19 protein-coding genes and 2 pseudogenes are annotated in these 18,771 nt (G+C 68.6%); 11 read left to right on the top strand and 10 right to left on the bottom strand.

The features are described from left to right. Positions 1–18: 18 nt before the first annotated feature. Positions 19–249, top strand: a complete 231-nt coding sequence (locus OG485_RS35400) for a hypothetical protein (RefSeq protein WP_328672623.1) — start codon at positions 19–21, stop codon at positions 247–249. Here the strand turns inward: OG485_RS35400 and OG485_RS35395 are convergent. Together OG485_RS35395 and OG485_RS35390 are read right to left on the bottom strand one after the other, a co-directional pair. Beyond that, positions 246–749 (bottom strand): STAS domain-containing protein, encoded by a 504-nt coding sequence (locus OG485_RS35395; RefSeq protein WP_328672622.1) that lies wholly within the window; start codon positions 747–749, stop codon positions 246–248. The genes OG485_RS35400 and OG485_RS35395 overlap by 4 nt on opposite strands. A gap of 492 nt (positions 750–1,241) precedes the next feature. Next, a complete protein-coding gene (locus OG485_RS35390; RefSeq protein ID WP_328672621.1) occupies positions 1,242–1,889 on the bottom strand; it encodes a type III effector protein in 648 nt (215 codons plus the stop codon). Between the two features lie 151 nt (positions 1,890–2,040). Here OG485_RS35390 and OG485_RS35385 point away from each other — a divergent pair, with 151 nt between their 5' ends. Together OG485_RS35385 and OG485_RS35380 are read left to right on the top strand one after the other, a co-directional pair. After that, positions 2,041–2,469, top strand: coding sequence for an Hsp20/alpha crystallin family protein (locus tag OG485_RS35385; protein WP_328672620.1), 429 nt, complete (start codon positions 2,041–2,043; stop codon positions 2,467–2,469). A 142-nt stretch (positions 2,470–2,611) separates the two neighbouring features. Beyond that, entirely contained in the window at positions 2,612–3,058 is a 447-nt protein-coding gene (locus OG485_RS35380) for a DUF2267 domain-containing protein (protein ID WP_328672619.1), read from the top strand. Positions 3,059–3,292: 234 nt separating this feature from the next. Here OG485_RS35380 and OG485_RS35375 read toward each other — a convergent pair whose 3' ends face one another. Together OG485_RS35375 and OG485_RS35370 are read right to left on the bottom strand one after the other, a co-directional pair. Continuing rightward, positions 3,293–3,799 carry a TspO/MBR family protein gene (locus OG485_RS35375; protein WP_328672618.1) on the bottom strand — a complete coding sequence of 169 codons (507 nt, stop codon included), beginning with the start codon at positions 3,797–3,799 and terminating at the stop codon, positions 3,293–3,295. 326 nt (positions 3,800–4,125) lie between these two features. After that, positions 4,126–4,302, bottom strand: a complete 177-nt coding sequence (locus OG485_RS35370; protein WP_328672617.1) for a CsbD family protein — start codon at positions 4,300–4,302, stop codon at positions 4,126–4,128. 317 nt (positions 4,303–4,619) lie between these two features. Between OG485_RS35370 and OG485_RS44100 the strand changes: the two are divergent. From OG485_RS44100 to OG485_RS35355, 4 genes and pseudogenes are all read left to right on the top strand, one after another. Continuing rightward, a pseudogene (locus tag OG485_RS44100) lies at positions 4,620–4,863 on the top strand (helix-turn-helix domain-containing protein); the annotation flags it as partial. 390 nt (positions 4,864–5,253) lie between these two features. Further along, entirely contained in the window at positions 5,254–5,634 is a 381-nt protein-coding gene (locus OG485_RS35365; RefSeq protein ID WP_328672616.1) for a hypothetical protein, read from the top strand. Positions 5,635–6,011: 377 nt separating this feature from the next. Next, positions 6,012–6,587 carry a TIGR03557 family F420-dependent LLM class oxidoreductase gene (locus tag OG485_RS35360; RefSeq protein ID WP_328672615.1) on the top strand — a complete coding sequence of 192 codons (576 nt, stop codon included), beginning with the start codon at positions 6,012–6,014 and terminating at the stop codon, positions 6,585–6,587. A gap of 41 nt (positions 6,588–6,628) precedes the next feature. Beyond that, complete coding sequence (locus OG485_RS35355) at positions 6,629–7,258, top strand: cysteine hydrolase family protein (protein WP_328672614.1); 630 nt, start codon at positions 6,629–6,631, stop codon at positions 7,256–7,258. 1,263 nt (positions 7,259–8,521) lie between these two features. Here the strand turns inward: OG485_RS35355 and OG485_RS35350 are convergent. Beyond that, positions 8,522–8,857: a helix-turn-helix domain-containing protein gene (locus OG485_RS35350; protein WP_326784461.1), complete on the bottom strand. Its 336-nt coding sequence runs from the start codon at positions 8,855–8,857 to the stop codon at positions 8,522–8,524. A gap of 1,208 nt (positions 8,858–10,065) precedes the next feature. On the opposite strand from OG485_RS35350, the gene OG485_RS35345 reads away from it, so the two are divergent. Beyond that, entirely contained in the window at positions 10,066–11,304 is a 1,239-nt protein-coding gene (locus tag OG485_RS35345) for a PP2C family protein-serine/threonine phosphatase (protein WP_328672613.1), read from the top strand. Positions 11,305–11,470: 166 nt separating this feature from the next. Here OG485_RS35345 and trhA read toward each other — a convergent pair whose 3' ends face one another. Next, complete coding sequence (gene trhA, locus OG485_RS35340) at positions 11,471–12,292, bottom strand: PAQR family membrane homeostasis protein TrhA (RefSeq protein ID WP_328672612.1); 822 nt, start codon at positions 12,290–12,292, stop codon at positions 11,471–11,473. A gap of 226 nt (positions 12,293–12,518) precedes the next feature. On the opposite strand from trhA, the gene OG485_RS35335 reads away from it, so the two are divergent. Further along, positions 12,519–13,079, top strand: a complete 561-nt coding sequence (locus OG485_RS35335) for a hypothetical protein (RefSeq protein WP_326784463.1) — start codon at positions 12,519–12,521, stop codon at positions 13,077–13,079. Positions 13,080–13,699: 620 nt separating this feature from the next. Then, complete coding sequence (locus OG485_RS35325; RefSeq protein ID WP_328446067.1) at positions 13,700–14,056, top strand: hypothetical protein; 357 nt, start codon at positions 13,700–13,702, stop codon at positions 14,054–14,056. 108 nt (positions 14,057–14,164) lie between these two features. On the opposite strand, the gene OG485_RS35320 is transcribed toward OG485_RS35325, so the two are convergent. From OG485_RS35320 to OG485_RS35305, 4 genes are all read right to left on the bottom strand, one after another. Beyond that, positions 14,165–14,473: an SCO5918 family protein gene (locus OG485_RS35320; RefSeq protein ID WP_326784465.1), complete on the bottom strand. Its 309-nt coding sequence runs from the start codon at positions 14,471–14,473 to the stop codon at positions 14,165–14,167. A gap of 50 nt (positions 14,474–14,523) precedes the next feature. Further along, on the bottom strand, positions 14,524–14,928 hold the full coding sequence (locus tag OG485_RS35315; RefSeq protein ID WP_328672611.1) for a CBS domain-containing protein: 405 nt from the start codon (positions 14,926–14,928) through the stop codon (positions 14,524–14,526). A gap of 46 nt (positions 14,929–14,974) precedes the next feature. Then, positions 14,975–16,465: a DEAD/DEAH box helicase gene (locus OG485_RS35310; protein WP_328672610.1), complete on the bottom strand. Its 1,491-nt coding sequence runs from the start codon at positions 16,463–16,465 to the stop codon at positions 14,975–14,977. A gap of 340 nt (positions 16,466–16,805) precedes the next feature. Beyond that, positions 16,806–17,009, bottom strand: a complete 204-nt coding sequence (locus OG485_RS35305; protein WP_151471173.1) for a cold-shock protein — start codon at positions 17,007–17,009, stop codon at positions 16,806–16,808. A gap of 447 nt (positions 17,010–17,456) precedes the next feature. On the opposite strand from OG485_RS35305, the pseudogene OG485_RS35300 reads away from it, so the two are divergent. Further along, a pseudogene (locus OG485_RS35300) lies at positions 17,457–18,751 on the top strand (IS701 family transposase). Positions 18,752–18,771: the final 20 nt, after the last annotated feature.

The following is an 18,771-nucleotide window of genomic DNA, read 5'->3' as shown; positions in this document are numbered from 1 at the left end:
CTGCGGGTGTCCGTCGGAGTGGGAGCACAGCCGGTATCTGCGGCACGTCGCCGCCGTGGACACAGGCGACCGCGCCGCCGCCTCGCCCTGGTCCGGGCCGACGGCGGCTGCACCGGCCCCCTCGTCGAGTACTGCCTGGCCACGCTCGCCCTGGTCCTGGCGATCGTCAAACGCGGCGACGACATGCGAGGCTTCGTGGTCCTGCCCAAGCGGTGGATCGTCGAGCGCAGGAGCCCCACGCTGCGCTAACGAAGAAAAGCATCACCGAGCTCCGCCAGATCGGCTTCCCGCCGCGCACGATCCTCGATCAGGCGACGAAAGCCCGCCAGTGGAGAGCGTTCCCCCGCCGAGGCTCCGGCCGCCCGCATGCCGGCGGCCCGCGCCATGACCTGCTGAGGCTGACGCTGCCAGCCGATCACCAGAACGCGCAGTCCCCGGTCCTCCGCCTGCCGGTGCAGGTCCAGGAAGTGCAGGAGGCCGGCGGAATCCATGAACCCGACACCATGCACGTCGATCATGATGACCCCCTCGTCACGGGTGACCTCGTCGAGCGCCCGTCGGAGGAGCGGGGCGGACGCCGCGTCGATCTCTCCTGTGATGCCGAGCAGGACCGTGCCCCCGTGCCGCTCAACCTCCATCGTGATCAATGCAAGCTTCCCTTCGGGCCGACTTACGCGCATATGGGTGAGGAAAGGCCAATCCTGCCTCTCTCCCGCTTCAGTTCGGCTCCGCCACGCCAGGAACACCACAAATCCCAGAGGGGGCCTGCCCGCCGACCACGGCGAGAGGCCCCCACGGCGATCCGGTTGACGGGCTCATGAGGTTCGGCCGCTGCCCGCTCCTGCTGCCGGGACGGCCCGCCGCGTCCATGGCCATCGGGTATTTCGGGTGCACCGGGCGGCTCGCCTGTCAGGCCGGCAGGCAACTGTTCGCGCAGGGCTGGAACGCTCACCGAGCTTCTCCTCTTCCGCGTAGAGGATGCCGCTGATCACCTGGTCCAGGCACAAATAGTCGGGCCCCGCTCCGCGAGGAATCAGCCGCAGAGTCTCCCCCAGCCACGAGCCGAGAGCGCCCCGCCCGTTCTCCACCACGCCACCGGCCGGGGATGCTCCCTGAGCGTGATGCGCCAAGGCCACTGGGCGACAGGAAGCCACCTCAACGCGAGCGGACGGCATGTCCGGCCGGTGCGTCCGTACGTCCACTGGCCGCATGCCACAAGCGGGCCGGTCGTCGCGAAGCCGTCACGGCCCGCCGGAAGAGCGCTGGCGCTGCTCGCTCTCGCGCATCTGCCGGGCGTGCCGGCCGATGTCACTGACGCGGTCGGCCAGGTCGGGATGAACGGTGCGCAGGTGAGGGCCTGTCTCGGCGAGGGGGCTCAGGAGGCGGGCCGGGTCACTGTCTCCGAGCGCGGTCCGAAGAGCCGTGAGCGCGTCCGTCGCGGTGGCCGGAAGGTCGGGCAGGGCGGTGATCGTACCGGCGAGCTGACGCAGCGCGGCGGCGTGGTCGTGGGCCCAGGACGCCACGGAACGGTCCGCGGCCCGCTGCCCGCGGGTGGCCTGCACGCGCTGCTCCTTGGTGGTGCCGGCCTCGCCGGGACGCACACGGAGGTAGCGCCGCTCAGCGGCTTGGCGGCTGGAGACACCGAGGGGGCGGGCCAGATCGGCCCAACTGGCGCCGGCCTTCCGGGCCGTCTCGATCAGTCCGGGCTCCCAGTGGGCCAGCTGTTCGCGCACTTCGCGCAGGAGCAGCAAGGCCGCCATGGCTCGCTGGGGGTCGTCGGTGGAGGCGGTTTCGGCGGTCTGCGCCGTCCGCATGGCCTGAGCGATGGCCTCGAGCGCGGTGGCGGCCGCCAGGAGGGAGGCCGGTGCCGGGGTGTTGTCGTCGCTCATCGCCTCTCCTTCACAGGTCGTACCGTCCGAGCGGAATTCGGCATCGGTTCGATGACATCAGGGTTTGTCGTCGTTCGGATGACATGCTACAACGGATGTCAGGTGAAGCGCATTGGCAGCAACTGCCTGAACTCATCTGGAGGTGTTCACCGTGTTGATGCGCACCGACCCCTTCCGTGAACTCGACCGGCCGGCCCAGCAGCTGACGGGTCCGGGAACATGGTCCCGGACCTCCGCGATGCCGATGGACGCCTACCGGGACGGCGACCAGTACGTCATCGCCTTCGACCTGCCGGGCATCGACCCCGACGCCCTCGACATCGACGTCGAGCGGAACATGCTCACCGTCAGGGCCGAGCGACGCCCGCTGCCGCGGTCCGAGAGCGCCCAGGCGGAACTGTCCGAGCGGCCTCTGGGCGTCTTCTCCCGCCAGGTCGTCCTGGCCGACACACTCGACGCCGAGCACATCGCCGCGGACTACGAAGCCGGCGTCCTGACTCTGCGCGTCCCGATCGCCGAGCGAGCCAAGCCCCGCAAGATCAGTGTCCGCAGCAGCGACCGCAAGGAACTTGACGGCTGACCCGCCGTCCGCAGGTCCGCCGACCCGGCCCGGGACGGTTTCGCCCACGATCCGGCCCGGGGCCCGGCCACACGCCCTGCCACCCGGGTCACACCGTGCCCAGCAGAAAATCGGTCCCACGCAAGGAAAGCCGTCACCCCTCATGACTCTTCCCTCTTCCCCCACTGCCACTGCCCCTGCCCCGACGGCCACGGCCGCCTTCGACCAACTGCTGGAAAAGGTGCGCTACGAAGGTGTCTATCCCACCCGCCGACAGGCACAAGACGTCGTACGCCGTGTCCTTGAAGCCCTCGGCCGCCAGTTGACGGGCGACGAGCGGATGGAACTCGCCGCCCGTCTCCCCCAGGAAGCAGCCACCTTCCTCACCACTCAGATCCCCACCGGCAGGCCGCTGACCGGATGGGACTTCGTGAAGGACCTCGCCCAAGGATCGGCAGGCACGCTGGCGACGACCCGCTGGGACACCGGATCGGTCCTGGGCGTCGTGGCCCGCATAGCCGGTGACGATCTGACCTCCCGGATCGTCAGCCAACTCCCCGAGGGTTACGCCCTGCTGTTCGGGCGGGCCGAGCTCCTCCGGGCTGCCTGAGACTCTCCGACGGACACCACCACCCCCAACCGCGCCCTCACCAAACTCCGCGCAGGCACGCACCACCGACTGAGCAGCCCGTCCGCCCACCCCGTGACGCTCCCCTCTCCACCGATGGGGAGCGCCGCCCGATCCGGGCCCTGTCGGGCCGAACGCGAGCGACCAGCACGCCCGCGTTCGGGACGTGCGGCTGAGCACGAGTCCTGGCAACAGGACCCCACTCCCCCTCAGCCTTTAAGAACCGTTGCGGCGTGCGACAGAGGTGTTCAGCGCAGTGGCGAACGCGCACCAGGCAGCGTACGGAAGGAGGGTGCGGGCCGCAGAGGGGTCCGTACGCGCGGTGCGGCGGATCAGTTCGGCGTTGCTCAGGTCCAGCAAGGCGGTACCCCACACGCCCGCCCCTGGACTGCGGCGGCCGAAGAACAACCAGTTCCAGGCCACGTTCAGGGCCAGGTTCAGTCCCAGACTCGCGGCCAGCTCCAACCGGGTGCGCCCACGCGCACGGCACAAGGCACGCCCGCCGGCCCAGGCAATCGATGCGTACAGCGGCGTCCACACCGCGCCGAAGGCCCAGCGCGGCGGCTGCCAGGACGGTTTGTCCAACTCCTGGTACCACGCGGCATCGACATCCACCGCCCTGGCGCCCGCCACCGCGGTCGCGGTGACCGCCGCCGCGGTGAGCGCGTACGCCTGCCACGCACCGTGGGCCTCGGTGTTCTCTTGTGCCTTCGTGAGCGTCATGCCTTCCGTGTTCCCCTCAGCCGACAAGCCACCCGGACCCCGGCCGCAAGCGCCACCGCCTCGCCAGGGCTCGTGAGGCGTGCGCGCCCAACCCGCTCGCGTCGGCCACGAGACGACTCGCGGGCCAGCTTCGGGTCTCGCTGCGAAGGCGCTCCGCTGCCTCTCGCCGAGGTGACCTCACTCGGCGGCCGCCGACGGGTGGTCACCGCCCCGGCGAGGTTCGGCCTTCACCATGCCGGGGCGGAAGAGGGCGCCCGCTGCCATGCCGGACAGCACGGATCCCGGCAGCCAACGGGGAGGCGGCTGCCGGGATCGGGCGTGATAGGTCACTTGGGTTTGATCGCGTCCTTGGCCTTCTCCTTGGCCGCGCGCAGGTCGCCCCTGGACTCCTCGGTCTGCCCCTCTGCTTTCAGGGACTCGTTGCCCACCGCGTTCCCGGCGACCTTCTTGGTCTTGCCCTTGGCCTGCTCGGCCTTGGCTTGAGCCTTCTTGTCCGTAGCCACAACCGCTCACACCCCTGTCCTGCTGCAGAAAACCGTCCACTCGTCGGGTCACCCCGCACTCCGCTCCTTAAACCCGAGATCTTCCTGCCTCCGGGCACCACAGGAACGGGCGGGATCCGAAGGGTGGGCACCGGTCTGACCAAGCACACGGGTCGGCCATGGACCTTGACACCACGGGTGCTCGGGGTGGACGACTTCGTGCTGTGCAAGGGCCCCGAACACCCACGGCACGATCCTGGTCGACATCGAATCCCACCAGCCCGTCGACCTGTTGCCGGACCGCGCGACGTCGGCGGCCGCCCGGTAGCTCGCCGACCATCCCGGGCGTCCGCGGGGCGTCAGCACCGGGAGAACGGATGCGGACGGCCGAGCTGATCGAGCAGAGGATCAAGCCGCCGGAGATCGCGCGGCGGCTGCGAGCGAGCCGGAAATCCGCCTATGAGTGGCACCCAGGTGTGGCGCGATGGCGGCGTGAAGACCCTGTCGTCCCGTTGCCCGAGCGGATCACGGTGCCGCCTATCGCCACGCTGCCTGGACCGAGACTCCACAGAAACCGGGCCGACCGATCCGTCTCCTCACTCCCGACCTCGCACGTCGATCCGGCGCCACCACCGCAGCCTGACAGGAACCTGGCCCGGCTGACAGACCTGGCCCCACCTCGGCGCGGTGGCCGAGACAGACGCCGCCTTACCGTCCGGCAGCAAGCCTGGCGGACCATCACCAGGGCCGGTCCGGGTGCGGGGCCCCCGGACTGATGATCCTTTTCCGATATTTGCCGGACTCTGAACCTGCTACACCAGCGGTACGCCCCGCTCCCACAGGCCAGCACAACACGGAAGCCGGAATGGGCCGCTATGTCATGTTTTCTGCGCACTAGACGGGGCACTCGCGCGGCGTCATGTCCGGCGCGGGGAGCCACCCCGCAACCCGCGACGAACGAGAGGCGCCGCAATGGCGAAGACAGCGAAGCAGCCCCCGCAGGGGCCGGGGCCGCGCAAATCCGAGGGAGAGCGTCAGCTGCGCTGGGGTCCGTCCGTGAACGACGAGTCACAGCAGCCCAACCCCAGCGCCCACCGCTCCTTCCACCCCGACACATACGCCCCGGAGCCCGACGAGCCCCGCAAGGCACCTACGAAGAAGGAGAAGGAAGCATCAGCAGCGGGCACGCCCTCAGACAGCCTGACCGCTCGCGCCGAGGACCGAGGAAAGTCCGAAGGCACGCACGACACCGGGCGCCACGGAGCGTCCCGCCGCCCCAGCGGCAAAAAGGATGCCTCCGCCTACACCGGCGTCAACCCCGACGACTCACCTGCCGGGGACGGAAGCCGCTGAGGGAAGCCCGTACGGAGCAGCCACCGCTTCGTGGCGCCAACGCTTCGAACCTCAGGCCGCGTTGAACTGATGCGCGCGGCCGTCGCACCCCTCAACTCACTGAGGGTCGTCCAGGACAGCGTCGGGTCGGCGATGCCGGCGGCTTCAAGGAAGACGGTGAGATCGAGGTCGCTGCATGCAGTGCCCAGGATCTCGCCCCGGCCCCTGCGGCGCAGACTCACTTTCCGACGGCCGGTGCGCGACGGCCGGTGCGCGGCTCACGCCATGCGCCCCCACGGGATCGCCTGGGACCGGTCGGCCGGCGGGCTCGTCAGGCCGCCGGGTACTCGGCAGCGCGTTCCCGGCGGCCGCGACCACGTGCTTCACAGGGAGAAGCGATGCCCGACTTCGGATACTTTCTGTCGTGCGAGGAGCACAGCCTGGCAGAACTCGTCGATCAGGCCCGGATGGCCGAGCAGGCCGGATTCGACTCCCTCTGGATCTCGGACCACTACCACCCGTGGAACGATCGTCAGGGCTCGAGTCCGTTCGTCTGGACGGTGATCGGCGCCCTGTCACAGGCCGTTTCACTGCCGGTCGAGACGGCGGTCACCTGTCCCCTCGTCCGCACGCATCCTGCCGTGATCGCCCAGGCGGCCGCCACCAGCGCGGCCCAGCTGGGCGGCCGCTTCCGACTGGGGGTCGGCACCGGCGAGGCACTCAACGAGCACATCCTGGGCACGCCCTGGCCGGAGGCGTCGGTACGCCTGGAGATGCTGGAGGAGGCGCTCCAGATCATCCGTCAGCTGTCGGACTCCGTACCGTGCGGCGACGATCCCGACACGCACACCGAGGCATTGTCCGCGTTCGTCGAGGCGGGATTCGACACCGTCTACGTCAACCAGATCGGCAAGGACCAGCAGGGCTTCTTCGACTTCTACCGCACGAAGATCTTGCCGGAACTGCGCGGCTGACAGCGCTGGAACCACCCAACACCGGACGGACGGCGAAGACCGTGGAACAGGCCGCGGACACAGACACGGTGGGGCGCGCTCTCGTCGTGATCGACATGATCAACACATACGACCACGAGGACGCCGAGCTGCTCGTTCCGTCCGTCCACCGGGTCGTACCCGTCCTGGCTGAGCTGATCGGCCGGGCCCGCGAGGCGGACGTGCCGGTCGTCTACGCGAACGACAACTTCGGGCTGTGGCGCTCACACCACGGAGAACTCGTGGACACCGCACTGGCACGGCCGCATGCCGACCTGATCGAGCCGATCAGGCCCGACGACGAGTCGCTCTTCGTCGTGAAGGCCCGCCACTCCGTCTTCTACGAAACGCCGCTCGCCTACCTCCTGGGGCGGCTCGGGGTCGGCCATGTGGTGCTGACCGGTCAGGTCACCGAGCAGTGCATCCTCTACTCTGCGCTGGACGCACACATCCGCCATCTGGGGGTCACCGTACCCAGGGACGCTGCCGCCTCCATCCACCCCCATCTGGAGGAGGCCGCCCTGGAAATGATGGAGCGCAACATGGGCGCCCGCATCACCGTGGCGAAGGACATCGACTTCGCCCGCCCGCACACCGGCCCGGAGCACGCGCCCGGGCCCAGCCGTGCAGGACATCGACCGCCTCCTCCCTGATGAGCCGGGGACCTCCGTAGCCGGTCGCTGCCGACGACGAGTCAGCCCGGCCCGTCACCCCCATCAGCTTGCCCGTGGTCGAGATCACGGCTGCCATGTGGGTGTCCTTGTGGGTGTCGACACCCAGGACGACCTCACGCTGGCAGTCCTGAAAACGGATCGGCTGGGTCGTGTTGGTACTGGTCATCGGTCTCCTGCCATCGAACCGGAGTTGGTGGCTGTTGCCGGGCCGGCAGGGTGGTCAGGACTGTGACGGTGCCTGTCGCGAAGGCCCCTATCGGGACACACCCGCCGGTCCGACGACAGCGAGTGCCGTCTCGGACAGTGGCCGACAGATCAAGACTCAGGACATGACAGTCAGTCGTATCGCGTGGCGACGGCGCGGTACCTCTTGAGGCGGTTGATCCCGCACCCGACCGCGTGGCACTCGCGGTAGTCGATCGGGTCGAAGGATGGCGGCCGGCCACCGCGGGAGCCGAGTTTCTGGCGGTTGCGCGCCTGATCGGCCTTGTCCGGGATGGTGCAGCGGATCCCCACTCCCTCGCATGCCGGCGTGAAGGCCTTCAAGAGGCTGGCCCGAGCGGGAAGTTGCGGCTCACGAGTACCGAATGAGCCAGCCGGAAATGAGAATGTCCCATCCAATCGGCGGACTGCACGGCTCAGAGCTCCGACGTCCTGACTGGCCCCCTGCAGGCGGAGGTCAGCTGCGGGTGGTGGTGTATCCGGCGTCGTTGGCGCGCGGGTCCACACGTTGCGGTCGAACCTGCCCCCGCAGACCCCGCCGTCCACGAAGACGCTGTCAAGGTCGAACTCAAAGCCCCACAGCGAAATCCTCGGCCCCGTCCCCAGCCCATCCCCGCCCTCGCAGACCACTGGGCGAACTCGTCACCACCTCACGCGAATTCTGGTGCCTCACCACCTCGCCGGTTCCTCAGGAACCTTCTGGAGATAGGCACGCTCCACCGAATCAGCATGCGAGGACGTACGCGGCCGCTGACGGAGCTGGAGCCGCTCGGCCTCCAGCAGGTTCGTCGCCCAACGTGATCGACACCGCGAGCTGCACCAGCAGCGCGGACCGGTTCCGCCGGCCAGGTCCGCCTACCGGCAACACCCTCGCCAACGCCTCGACCAGCCCGACCTGGTCCGCACACCGCCGCAGCAGTGCCTCCCCGACGTGTCCGACCAGTCCCGTGCCGTCGGCCCGCACGGCCGTCACACCCCGCCACGTGTGTGCGGGATCCGCCGGAACCCGGACGCACCGTCTCAGGACACGGGCGGACCGGACGGTCCGGCCGTCCGGCGGTGTTCGGCGTTGATGCGCTGGGCTTCTTCGAGTTGGTCTTCGAGGATGATGATGCGGCAGGCGGCGTCGATGGGGGTGCCGTTGTCGACGAGTTCGCGGGCGCGGGCGGCGATACGCAGTTGGTAGCGGGAGTAGCGGCGGTGCCCGCCCGCTGAGCGGAGCGGGGTGATGAGGCGGGCTTCGCCGAGGGCGCGCAGGAAGCCCTGGGTGGTGCCGAGCAACGCTGCGGCCCGGCCCATGGTGTAGGCGGGGTAGTCGTCGTCGTCGAGCCGGCCGAACGAGTCGTCTGCTGTCACTTGCACCTCTCATGGAACGCGTGGAGGGGCCCCGGCGCTATTCGCGCCAGGGCCCCGAAGGAACTGCTACACCATCTGCCGGCCCTGATACTGCGCCGACCTACTGTTTCCGCAGACCCGACCAAGATTGCTGTCGGGGACGCGGGGATCGCGGTTGCTCGACCGGAGACCACCTCACTATCGATGTCCTGCGGTACCCGGGCTCAGCCATTCCGCCCGGGCGATCCTGATGGCGCTCGGCCCCTCCGTTCTTTCCCTCTGGGATCAACTCACTGCTGGTACTGCTCTACCGCGTACTGCTGGTGATGCGACCTGCTCGGTGACCTGTGACAGCGCCACTCTCCGGCAGCCAGCCCCGTCGCCCGTCCTGCGTCTGCTCTGGCTTAGAACCCCGCTGCCGAACCTCCCGGCGCGCGCGCCCGCAGCCGACGCCTTCACCGAGGAACCACTTACTGACTTCACTGCTGAGTCTTGCGAACTGCACCTACAGGTACTGCCAACTGCATCAACTGCGGTCCTGCTCACGGCGGCCCCTGATCACTGCGAGCCACCCGGTCCGGTCGTCAGCCCCGTCGCCGTCCTGCAACAACCCTGGCTTCGGAGCTCCACCACCGCACCGTCCTGCACATTCCAACTACATGTACTGCTACCTGGCAGTTCGTGTCTGCCGGGCCCTGCTGATCTCGGCTACGAGAGAAACCATAGCCAGACGATCTCCCAATGTCTACTCCAGCCAGCATAGATTTTTGCGTGTCCGGCGGAGAGGTAAGCGACCTCGACGGCGACGGAGGCCGGCACCCGTCACTGCCAGGGCGAGAGGGCGAAAGGTCCGGGGCATGTGCAGCGGGCAGAAGAGCGTCGTCGCGCGATCCAAAAACCCTGGGACCCCAACGAAGAGCGTCAACGCCACAACCGCCCGCTCACCCGCTGGCCGGCGAGGACCTCGGTATGCGGGCTTGGTGTGTCGCACGGACAAGGCGTACGGCCGCCGAGTCCGGGGCGGACGCTGGCATCCGTTCAGGGGCTCTGTGGTGCAATGACACTGCCCGGCACCGTGCCCTGGCGCCGCCCCCTCGGCCCACTCGGCAGGGGGCACTGCGCTGACGGGCAGTAAAGAGCGAGGAGTCACCGTGACCGTATGCGGGCCTGGCGAAGAAGGCAGGCCGACCACTCGTCTTCCTGACCGCGACGGCAGCCGGGGCGGGGCTATGACCTTGGCGGGGACGCTGGCGGCTGCGGAGGCCGCGGCGCCCGTGGAGTCGCTCGACGTGGTCGCGCGCATGCTCAAAGAGCGACTCGGGGCCGCGGCGGTGTCGTTCCTGATCACCGACTTCAGCGGCGGCTCGGTTGTACGGCTGGGGGCGGCGGGCAGCGTCGAGACCGACGAGCCCGCGCGGCGCATCACGTTGCGGGGCACCCTGTACGACGACGTGATCCGCACCCAGCGGCCGAGGGTGGAGGACAAGGGCGAGGGCGGTCTGGTGCGGCTCGTCGCCCCGGTGACCAACCGCGGGGACGCCATCGGGCTCCTGGAACTGTTCTTGCCCGTCGCGCCTGACGCGGAGGTGCTGCAAGAGGTCAGCGAGACCGCGCACGCCCTGGCGTACATCGTCATCGCGAACCGGTCCTTCACCGACGTGTACCAGTGGGGCCGCCGCACCGCCCCGCTGAGCCTGGCCGCCGAGATCCAGCACAGGCTGCTCCCGGCATCACTGGCATGTGAGGCGGCCCAGTTCGCGGTCGCCGGGGCGCTGGAGCCGGCCGATCACGTCGGGGGTGACACCTTCGACTACGTGATCGACCGGGACACGGTCCAGCTCTCCGTCACCGACGCCATGGGCCACGATGTCGATGCCGCTCTGCTCGCAACTCTCCTGGTGGGCGCCCTGCGCCGGGCACGGCGGGCCGGCGCCGGCCTCGCCGAACAGGGCGATCAGGCCGATCAGGCCGTGCGCGAGCACGGCCGCCACGGCTACGTCACAGGGCAGCTCCTGCGCATCAGCCTGCTCGACGGCACCGCCGAGTTCATCAACGCCGGGCACCCCTGGCCACTGAGGATGCGGGACGGGCAGGTGCGGGAGATCACTCCGAAGATCGATATGCCGTTCGGCTTCCACGCACCGCACAGCTACCGGGTCCAGTCGCTGGACCTGCGGCCGGGCGACCGGCTGGTGATGCTGACCGACGGCATGCTGGAGCGCAACGCCAACAGCCTTGATCTGCCGGACCTGATCGTCCGCACCCGCGCGCTGCATCCCCGCGAGGCCGCCCGCACCCTCATCGCCGCGGTCGTCGAGGCCAACCACGGTCACCTGCAGGACGACGCGACCGTCATGTGCCTGGACTGGCACGGCATCGGCCACTCCCATCGGGACGCCGACACCGGCGCCAACCTCGCCGACGCCTCCGCCCCGTCGCCAACGGGGCGGACCACTCCCGGGCGATGACCTTGGGAGTGTTCCGCTCCCCCGCTTCGGGCGGCCCTTGGACCGCGGTGCGGAGGAGCGGACGGCTTTCGCGCGCGGCGCGATGCCTCGACGGCCGCCCTGCCCGTCGCGGCCCGGCACGCGGCAACGTGCGTGACCAGCGGCCCTGGCCAAAACGTTGTCGCGGTCAGTAGACGGCCAGGGAGATGGCGATGTAGTGCGCCGTGAAGGCTGCCACGGTCAGAGCGTGGAACACCTCGTGGAAGCCGAACCAGCGCGGTGAGGGATCGGGGCGCTGGAGGGCGTAGACGACCGCGCCCGCGCTGTAAAGAAGACCGCCGGTCACGACCAGGGTGAGTACGGCCGCTCCGCCGGCGTGCAGGAAGTCGGGCAGGTAGCGCACCGGTGCCCACCCCAGCGCCAGGTAGCACGGGGTGTACAGCCAGCGCGGAGCTCCCACCCACAGGACCCGGAAGGCGATGCCGACCAGTGCGCCCGCCCACACGATCCACAGCAGCACGGACCGCTGGCCCGGCGGGAGAAGGAGCACCGCAAGGGGCGTGCAGGTGCCGGCGATGATCAGGAAGATGTTGGCGTGGTCGAGACGCCGCAGGACCGCCTCGCCGCGCGGCCCCCAGGTGCCGCGGTGGTAGATGGCGCTCGTTGCGAACAGCAGCCAGGCGGTGACCGAGTACACGGCGCAGGCCACGGCTGCCTGCGGGGTGCGGGCCAGACAGATGAGCACGATGCCCGCGATCAGTGCGGCGGGGACCATCCCGGCATGCAGCCAGCCCCGCAGCCTCGGCTTGATCGGTTCGGCCAGATGGGCCGCCCGCTCCACCAGCGCGGCAACCGAGTGCCCGCTCTCCCCACCTTGTGATCCGCAGGGCAGCCCGTCTTCATGGTCTTCTCCACGCACTGCGGCGGCGTACGTGTATTCGGCTTCAGCGGCGTCGTGCGACACGGCTTCTCGTCCTCCCTCGGACTCCTGGGCATCACCGGTGATCATGCAGCCATGCTAAAAGACCTCGCCCAGACAGTTTTCTGCAAGGCCGGTCTCGAAACAGCCAGGCCGCGTCGCCGGAAATGGATCACTGGGTCACTTCGCCGCCGTGTGAACTCCGGCCCGCTGCTGCTGCCGCCCATTGGGCTCGAAGCGGAATAGATCAGCTGCTCATGGGAACGATCAGAGCTCCCGAGCGGGTATCTCCGCTCCCTGCGCGCAAGGATCGCCGATGCTTCCTGAGGTCCGCCCCCACCTGTCCGGCCCCCTCGCCGACCAGTTGGAACACCAACTGGGTCTGGTTCCGCAACGGGAAGCCGGCGATCTCGATGTGCAGCGCGTCGCCGGCATCGCCGTCGTCGCGGCCGCCCACTCCGATGGGTATGCGGCCACCGGTCACCTCCTGGGGCTGCTGGCCGCGCTGCCTGCCCCCACCAAGGCAGGAGAACGCTTCTGGTCGGAGCTGTGGAGGTCTTCGGGCACCGCGTACCTGCTGCCTGCCAACATCAAGGCTGCGGTACTGCGTTCCCTGGCGGGAGAAGGAATCGTGCTGGCCCGACAGATCCTGTCGGCTGTCGATGAGATGACCCCGCCCCAGCGCGTCGCAGCCGGGGAGGTGATCGGTCAGGCCCTCGCCGAGTCCGACCATTTTCCCGACCTCAAGACACAGGTCATCGGAGAACTGTGGCTCCGTGACCTCGAACTCACCGCCTGGCGCGTCCTGCACGCAGACCGCAGGTCCGACGATCCGACAGGACGCAAAGCATTCCTCGATGCCTGGAGCAGGGTCTGAGCTTCAGCGCTTGCTGTCGTGATGGGTGAACAGTTCCAGCAGTGCCCGGACGGGCACGTGTGCGTCTGCAGGATGGCGGAGGGTGCCGTCCAGGCAGAGGATGTAGCGCGTGCGCCGTCCAGCGTGCTCCCGGCCCAGGTAGCCGGCCTGTTCAAGATCGTGACGATGTTCTGGGCGGTCCGCCCGGTGACGTGGCAAGCCGCGGCGATGTAGCGAAGACGGGTGGCAGGGGCGCGGGCGATGACGATCAGCACACGGTTGTGGTTGGTGAGGAAGCTCCACTTCGCAGCCTGTTCGTTCACCATCTGCTCCGTTCTTCGATGTTGCCCAGCTGGGAACACCGCAGGGAATTCGGTTTCATCACCATCAGTGGCAGGCCGTGAGTGTCGACCACTCGACCGTGGTGGCGGCCGTTGCTCCCTTTTTGCCAGGTCGGAGCCGTGTTTTGCCAGGTCGGAGCCGTGAGAGTCTTCCCACGGTCGAAGCCGCTTTGCCTGCCTGCGAGGCGCTGACCGTGGCCACCGCCCTGGCTCCTTTGCCCATCTGGCTGCGGATCCGTCCGGTCAGCACCTCCCGCACACCGGGGGAACCTCAGGGTGGCCAGTAAATATAATCGGCACATGTCGAAGCCTGACGAGCTGCTCGTTGACGTCGCCGCCCTGGTGGAGTCCGGGCAGAGCAACCAGATGTCCCTGACCGTGGTCACCGGTGGTGCTGTCATCACCGGCCGGCTTGCTCCCGAAGCAGTGTGGCGGCAGAGGGTGTCGGACGTGCTGACGGATTCCGCCCGCCTGGGAGAATTCTCAGCCGTCTTCGACACCCCCGCGAAGAACGGGCCGCCCACGCATCTGCACTTCCATGTCGCCCGGATCCTGCAGGGCACGGTGGGGATCCCGGAGACGGGCGGGATGTACCGCGTGGCGATCGCCGACGTCGGCGCCTGGACCGTGGGCGACTTCAGCTATTCCGACCACTGAGCAACCACTGCGACGGGAACCCGTTGCAAGCAGTGTGGGCCCGGCCGGCGCATGCCGGCCGGGCCCACACTGCTGTTCAGGTGTCGGCTTCGTGCCTGTTCCCCTCGGTCAGACGGACACGGGAGTGCCGAGCATCGCGGAAGCGTGCTGGAGCGGGCTGAGGATGCGTACGGGTGCGGCCTCGGGGAGGGTACGGCAGGTGAAGCCGAGCTGCGTCATGGCCCGCAGGACTTCGCCGGCGCTGAAATCACGGCGGTCCTGGCGGGTGATGACCTGGCCGACCTGCTTGACGGGGTAGTGGCGGCGGCCGATGATCACGGATTCGCCGGTACCCAGTTCGGGCTTGATGCCCTTCATCGATTCCAGCACACCGCTCTTGGTGAGCTCGAAGGGGAAGCGGGCGATGACACAGCGCATGTGACCTCACAGAGAGAAGCGGGAGAACGGTCCGACCAGCGTGAGACGGTTCAGCGGGAGAGGGCGAGGACGCCCAGGGCGCTGCCTTGCCCGTCGACCACCTGCAGGGCACCGAGCCGGCGGGAGCGCATCGCGTGCTCGGCTTCGGCCGTCGTGGCCACGGATGTAGTGAACGACCCGTGGTCGCCGAGGATCTCGCGCAGGCGGACGCGGTCCGTGTAGGCGGAGCTGTCGCGGACGGCGGTGAGTTCGGTCCGGGTGACCAGGCCGGCGCGCTGGCCGTCCTGGTCACAGACGACCAGCCGACCCGTGCGCGCGGCGGCCATGACCGACAGCGCCACCTCGACACTCATGTCGTCACAGACCTGCGGTCCGGCCTCGTCCATGAGCTCCGCCACCGTCCTGTGCGCGGGGCCGGCGCTCGCGGGGCGGGGCTGCATCTGAACCAGCGTCACAAGGTGCCTCCTGCAGGGATGGGTCAGCTTCCTGATCACGAAGGTTCTAGGCCGCCGTGCCGAAGACGGTCTGGCGTACGGGCGCGCGCCGGGTCGTCGCAGAGGGGCGGCGCCGGCCTCGCGAGGTGCTGCGCTTGGAGCGTTCGGCCACCGGTGCGGTGATGACGACCGGGATGCCGGACGGGGTCTGGGCGCCGGTGATCCGGTGCAGGGCCTCGTCGCCCGAGCGGATCTGGGTGGTCTGCGGCCGGATTCCGGCGTCCGACATGAGGCGCACCATGCCGCGACGCTGGCTCGGTGTGACGAGGGTGACGACACTGCCGGACTCGCCGGCTCGGGCCGTACGGCCTCCGCGGTGGAGGTAGTCCTTGTGGTCGGTCGGCGGATCGACGTTCACGACGAGGTCGAGGTTGTCGACGTGGATGCCGCGCGCCGCGACATTGGTCGCCACCAGCACACTGACGTGCCCCGTCTTGAACTGCGCCAGCGTGCGAGTGCGCTGCGGCTGCGACTTGCCGCCATGCAGCGCGGCGGCCCGAACCCCACTGTTGAGGAGGTCCTGGGTCAGCCGGTCAACGGCATGCTTGGTGTCCAGGAACATGATCACCCGGCCCTCGCGGGCGGCGATCTCCGTCGTGGCAGCGTGCTTGTCGGCGCCGTGGACGTGCAGGACGTGGTGCTCCATCGTCGTGACCGCACCGGCCGAGGGATCGACCGAATGCACGACGGGGTCGGTCAGATAGCGGCGCACCAGCAGATCGACGTTGCGGTCCAAGGTGGCGGAGAACAGCATCCGCTGCCCCTCCGGACGCACCTGGTCGAGCAGCGCGGTGACCTGCGGCATGAAACCCATGTCGGCCATCTGGTCGGCCTCGTCCAGCACCGTGATGCCCACCTGGTTCAGCCGGCAGTCGCCCCGGTCGATGAGGTCCTTGAGCCGCCCCGGAGTCGCCACCACGACCTCGGCCCCGCCTCGCAGCGCGCCGGCCTGCCTGCCGATCGACATCCCGCCCACCACCGTGGCCAGCCGCAGCCTGACGGACCGGGCATACGGAGTGAGCGCGTCGGTCACCTGCTGCGCCAGCTCACGCGTCGGTACGAGGATCAGCCCCAGCGGCTGGCGGGGCTCAGCACGCTGTCCCGCGGTACGGGCCAGCAGAGCGAGACCGAAAGCGAGGGTCTTGCCGGAACCGGTGCGCCCGCGGCCCAGGACGTCACGGCCCGCCAGGGAGTTCGGCAGTGTCGCGCCCTGGATCGGGAACGGCGCGCTCACACCCTGCCTGCCGAGTTCGGCCAGCAGCTGCTCGGGCATGGAGAGATCGGCGAAGCTCTCCACGGCGGGCAGCGCGGGGGTGATCGTCGTGGGGAGCGCGAATTCACCCTGCACGGGGGCGGGCCGACGGCCGTAACTTCCGGAACGGGCAGGACCGCCGGAACGGCGCGGTGCCGGCGAGCCGAAGCGGCTGCCGCCCCTTCCTGCGTCGGCACTGCCATTACGGGCGCGGGGCGAGCGGTCGTTCGTACGTGTGCGGTTCATGCGGAACCTTCCTCGATGCGGCACATATCAAGGAATTCCCGCAAGCGGTGAGCAGCACGGAATTACAAGTATGGACCGATGTCAAAGCAAATCCGGCCGACGGAAATCCGCGGCGGGCGTAAATACTGAAATAGGCGACGCAGCGAGGACGTAAAGTCCCGGGCGCCGGGTGCAGTGTGGCTCTTCAGAATGCGCCTGCACCCTGGAGGAGGAGCCGCGTGTGGTGAGACCGCGGATTCCTCCGAGCCGTCCCGCAGGTGAAACCACTGCGGGAAAATGCGTGCAGCTGGGGCCCGCACCCCGAGGGATGCGGGCCCCAGCTACAAAGTGCGCGTCAGCGTCAGGCCGGAACGATGTTCTCGGCCGTCGGGCCCTTCTGGCCCTGCGCGATGTCGAAGGTCACCTTCTGGCCTTCGAGCAGCTCACGGAAGCCCTGGGCGGCAATGTTCGAGAAGTGGGCGAACACGTCAGCGCCGCCACCGTCCTGCTCGATGAAGCCGAAACCCTTGTCCGCGTTGAACCACTTCACGGTACCAGCAGCCATGTCATATCTCCTTTGGGGCAGTACACCGGCATCCGCACTGTGCGAACACCGTGTCGCCGCGATGATTACCCCGCCGGAAAATGACCGGAAATACAAAAGCGCTCTCCCCGGCAGAAGCCGGGTGGGAGCACTTGAAGTTCGGGAACCACAACTGCAACTGAGATGGACAGTAGCACGCCGCAACGGCCCGCGTCGGTTAAGTAATTCTACTCCGCTCATTGTGGCAAAAACTCTCACTACACGGTCCGGCAAACTCTCACCTCACGAGCACAGATATTGACCCACTCGCAGTGCAACGTTCCAGAAAAGCGGAGTCGCCAGCCGCAACCAGGGTTGTCGGGGCGCTTTTACTCCAGCTGTAGATCGTGATCTTGCTGGTTGGGCCGGTGTGGAGACAGGTGCGGCCTCCGTTGATCATCGTGAGTTGTGTGGACTTACGAAGAGGCGGTGGCCGCAGGTCACAACATAGATCCCGCGCGTTGGCGCGAGGCATTCGATGGCCTGTTGGGGCGGATCGCGGTCCGGTTTAAGCGGGTTGAACCCCGGCGCCGGGTCGGGCGGCTGGTGCTCGGGCTGCTGTCGGACCTGCCGCGGAAGAACTGCTGGACGATCGCGGAGTGGGCTGGAAAGGCCAGCCCGCACGGCATGCAACACCTGCTGTGCCGGGCAGCCTGGGACGCCGACGCCGTCCGTGACGACATGCGCGAATACGTGGTCGCGCACCTCCGCGACGACGCCGCGGTGCTGGTCGTCGACGAGACCGGGGACGTGAAGAAGGGGACGCACACTGTCGGTGTCCAGCGCCAGTACACCGGTACGGCCGGGAGGATCGAGAACTCCCAGGTCGCGGTCTACCTCGTTTACGCGGGCGCCCGGGGCACGCAGCGGTGGACCGAGAACTGTCCATCCCGCGTTCGTGGACGTGCGACCCAGATCGCTGCCGGGCAGCGGGGCTTGGCGAGGACACCATTTTCGCGACCAAGCCAGAACTGGCCCGGGTGATGATCGAACGGTTCCTGAACGCCGGACACCGCATCGGCTGGGTCACGGGGGACGAGGTCTACGGCGGCAATCCGAAACCGCGGGCGGTGCTGGAGGAACGCGGCATCGGCTACGTCCTCGCGGTGGCCTGCTCGGCTGAAGTGCCGACCGGCGCGGGCACGTTCCGTGCTGATGCCCTGGTGAAGAAGGTGCCCAGGCGGGCCTGGCAGAAGCTCTCGGCCGGACGCGGTGCGAAGGGGCAGCGGTTCTACGACTGGGCCGTCATCGACCTTACCGAAGCGGCACCGGGCCACCACCAGCTGTTGATCCGCCGCAACCGCACCACCGGCGTGCTCGCCTACTACCGCTGCCACTGCACCACGCCGACATCCCTGGCCACCCTGGTCAAGGTCGCAGGTTCCAGATGGCGGGTGGAGGAGACCTTCCAAAGCGAGAAAGGGCTGGCCGGGCTCGATGAGCACCAGGTCCGCCGCTACCCCTCCTGGGTCCGATGGGTCACCCTCGCCATGCTCGCCCATGCCTTTCTCGCCGTTGTCCGTGCCGACGAACACACCCGCCGTCCGGGACCGGATGACCTGCTCCCGCTGACCTGTAACGAGATCCAGCGCCTGTTCATCACTGTTGCTGTCCGCCCCGGTCACGGCCCCGCTCACCGGCTCAGCTGGTCCACCTGGCGACGCCGCCACCAGTCACGATCACGAGCCAGTCATTACCGGCGACAAGCCGCATCACAGACGTGAAGATCACGGTCTACGGCTCA

Origin of the sequence: Streptomyces sp. NBC_00328, from assembly GCF_036139655.1 — a bacterium.
Taxonomy (GTDB): Bacteria; Actinomycetota; Actinomycetes; order Streptomycetales; family Streptomycetaceae; genus Streptomyces.
This window is presented reverse-complemented; position numbering and strand designations above follow the sequence as displayed.

Coding starts and splice junctions, on each gene's coding strand:
- OG485_RS35390 (WP_328672621.1), bottom strand. CDS start 1,889: ATGAGCGACGACAACACCCCGGCACCGGCCTCCCTCCTGGCGGCCGCC.
- OG485_RS35380 (WP_328672619.1), top strand. CDS start 2,612: ATGACTCTTCCCTCTTCCCCCACTGCCACTGCCCCTGCCCCGACGGCC.
- OG485_RS35375 (WP_328672618.1), bottom strand. CDS start 3,799: ATGACGCTCACGAAGGCACAAGAGAACACCGAGGCCCACGGTGCGTGG.
- OG485_RS35365 (WP_328672616.1), top strand. CDS start 5,254: ATGGCGAAGACAGCGAAGCAGCCCCCGCAGGGGCCGGGGCCGCGCAAA.
- OG485_RS35360 (WP_328672615.1), top strand. CDS start 6,012: ATGCCCGACTTCGGATACTTTCTGTCGTGCGAGGAGCACAGCCTGGCA.
- OG485_RS35345 (WP_328672613.1), top strand. CDS start 10,066: ATGACCTTGGCGGGGACGCTGGCGGCTGCGGAGGCCGCGGCGCCCGTG.
- trhA (WP_328672612.1), bottom strand. CDS start 12,292: ATGATCACCGGTGATGCCCAGGAGTCCGAGGGAGGACGAGAAGCCGTG.
- OG485_RS35335 (WP_326784463.1), top strand. CDS start 12,519: ATGCTTCCTGAGGTCCGCCCCCACCTGTCCGGCCCCCTCGCCGACCAG.
- OG485_RS35325 (WP_328446067.1), top strand. CDS start 13,700: ATGTCGAAGCCTGACGAGCTGCTCGTTGACGTCGCCGCCCTGGTGGAG.
- OG485_RS35320 (WP_326784465.1), bottom strand. CDS start 14,473: ATGCGCTGTGTCATCGCCCGCTTCCCCTTCGAGCTCACCAAGAGCGGT.
- OG485_RS35310 (WP_328672610.1), bottom strand. CDS start 16,465: ATGAACCGCACACGTACGAACGACCGCTCGCCCCGCGCCCGTAATGGC.
- OG485_RS35305 (WP_151471173.1), bottom strand. CDS start 17,009: ATGGCTGCTGGTACCGTGAAGTGGTTCAACGCGGACAAGGGTTTCGGC.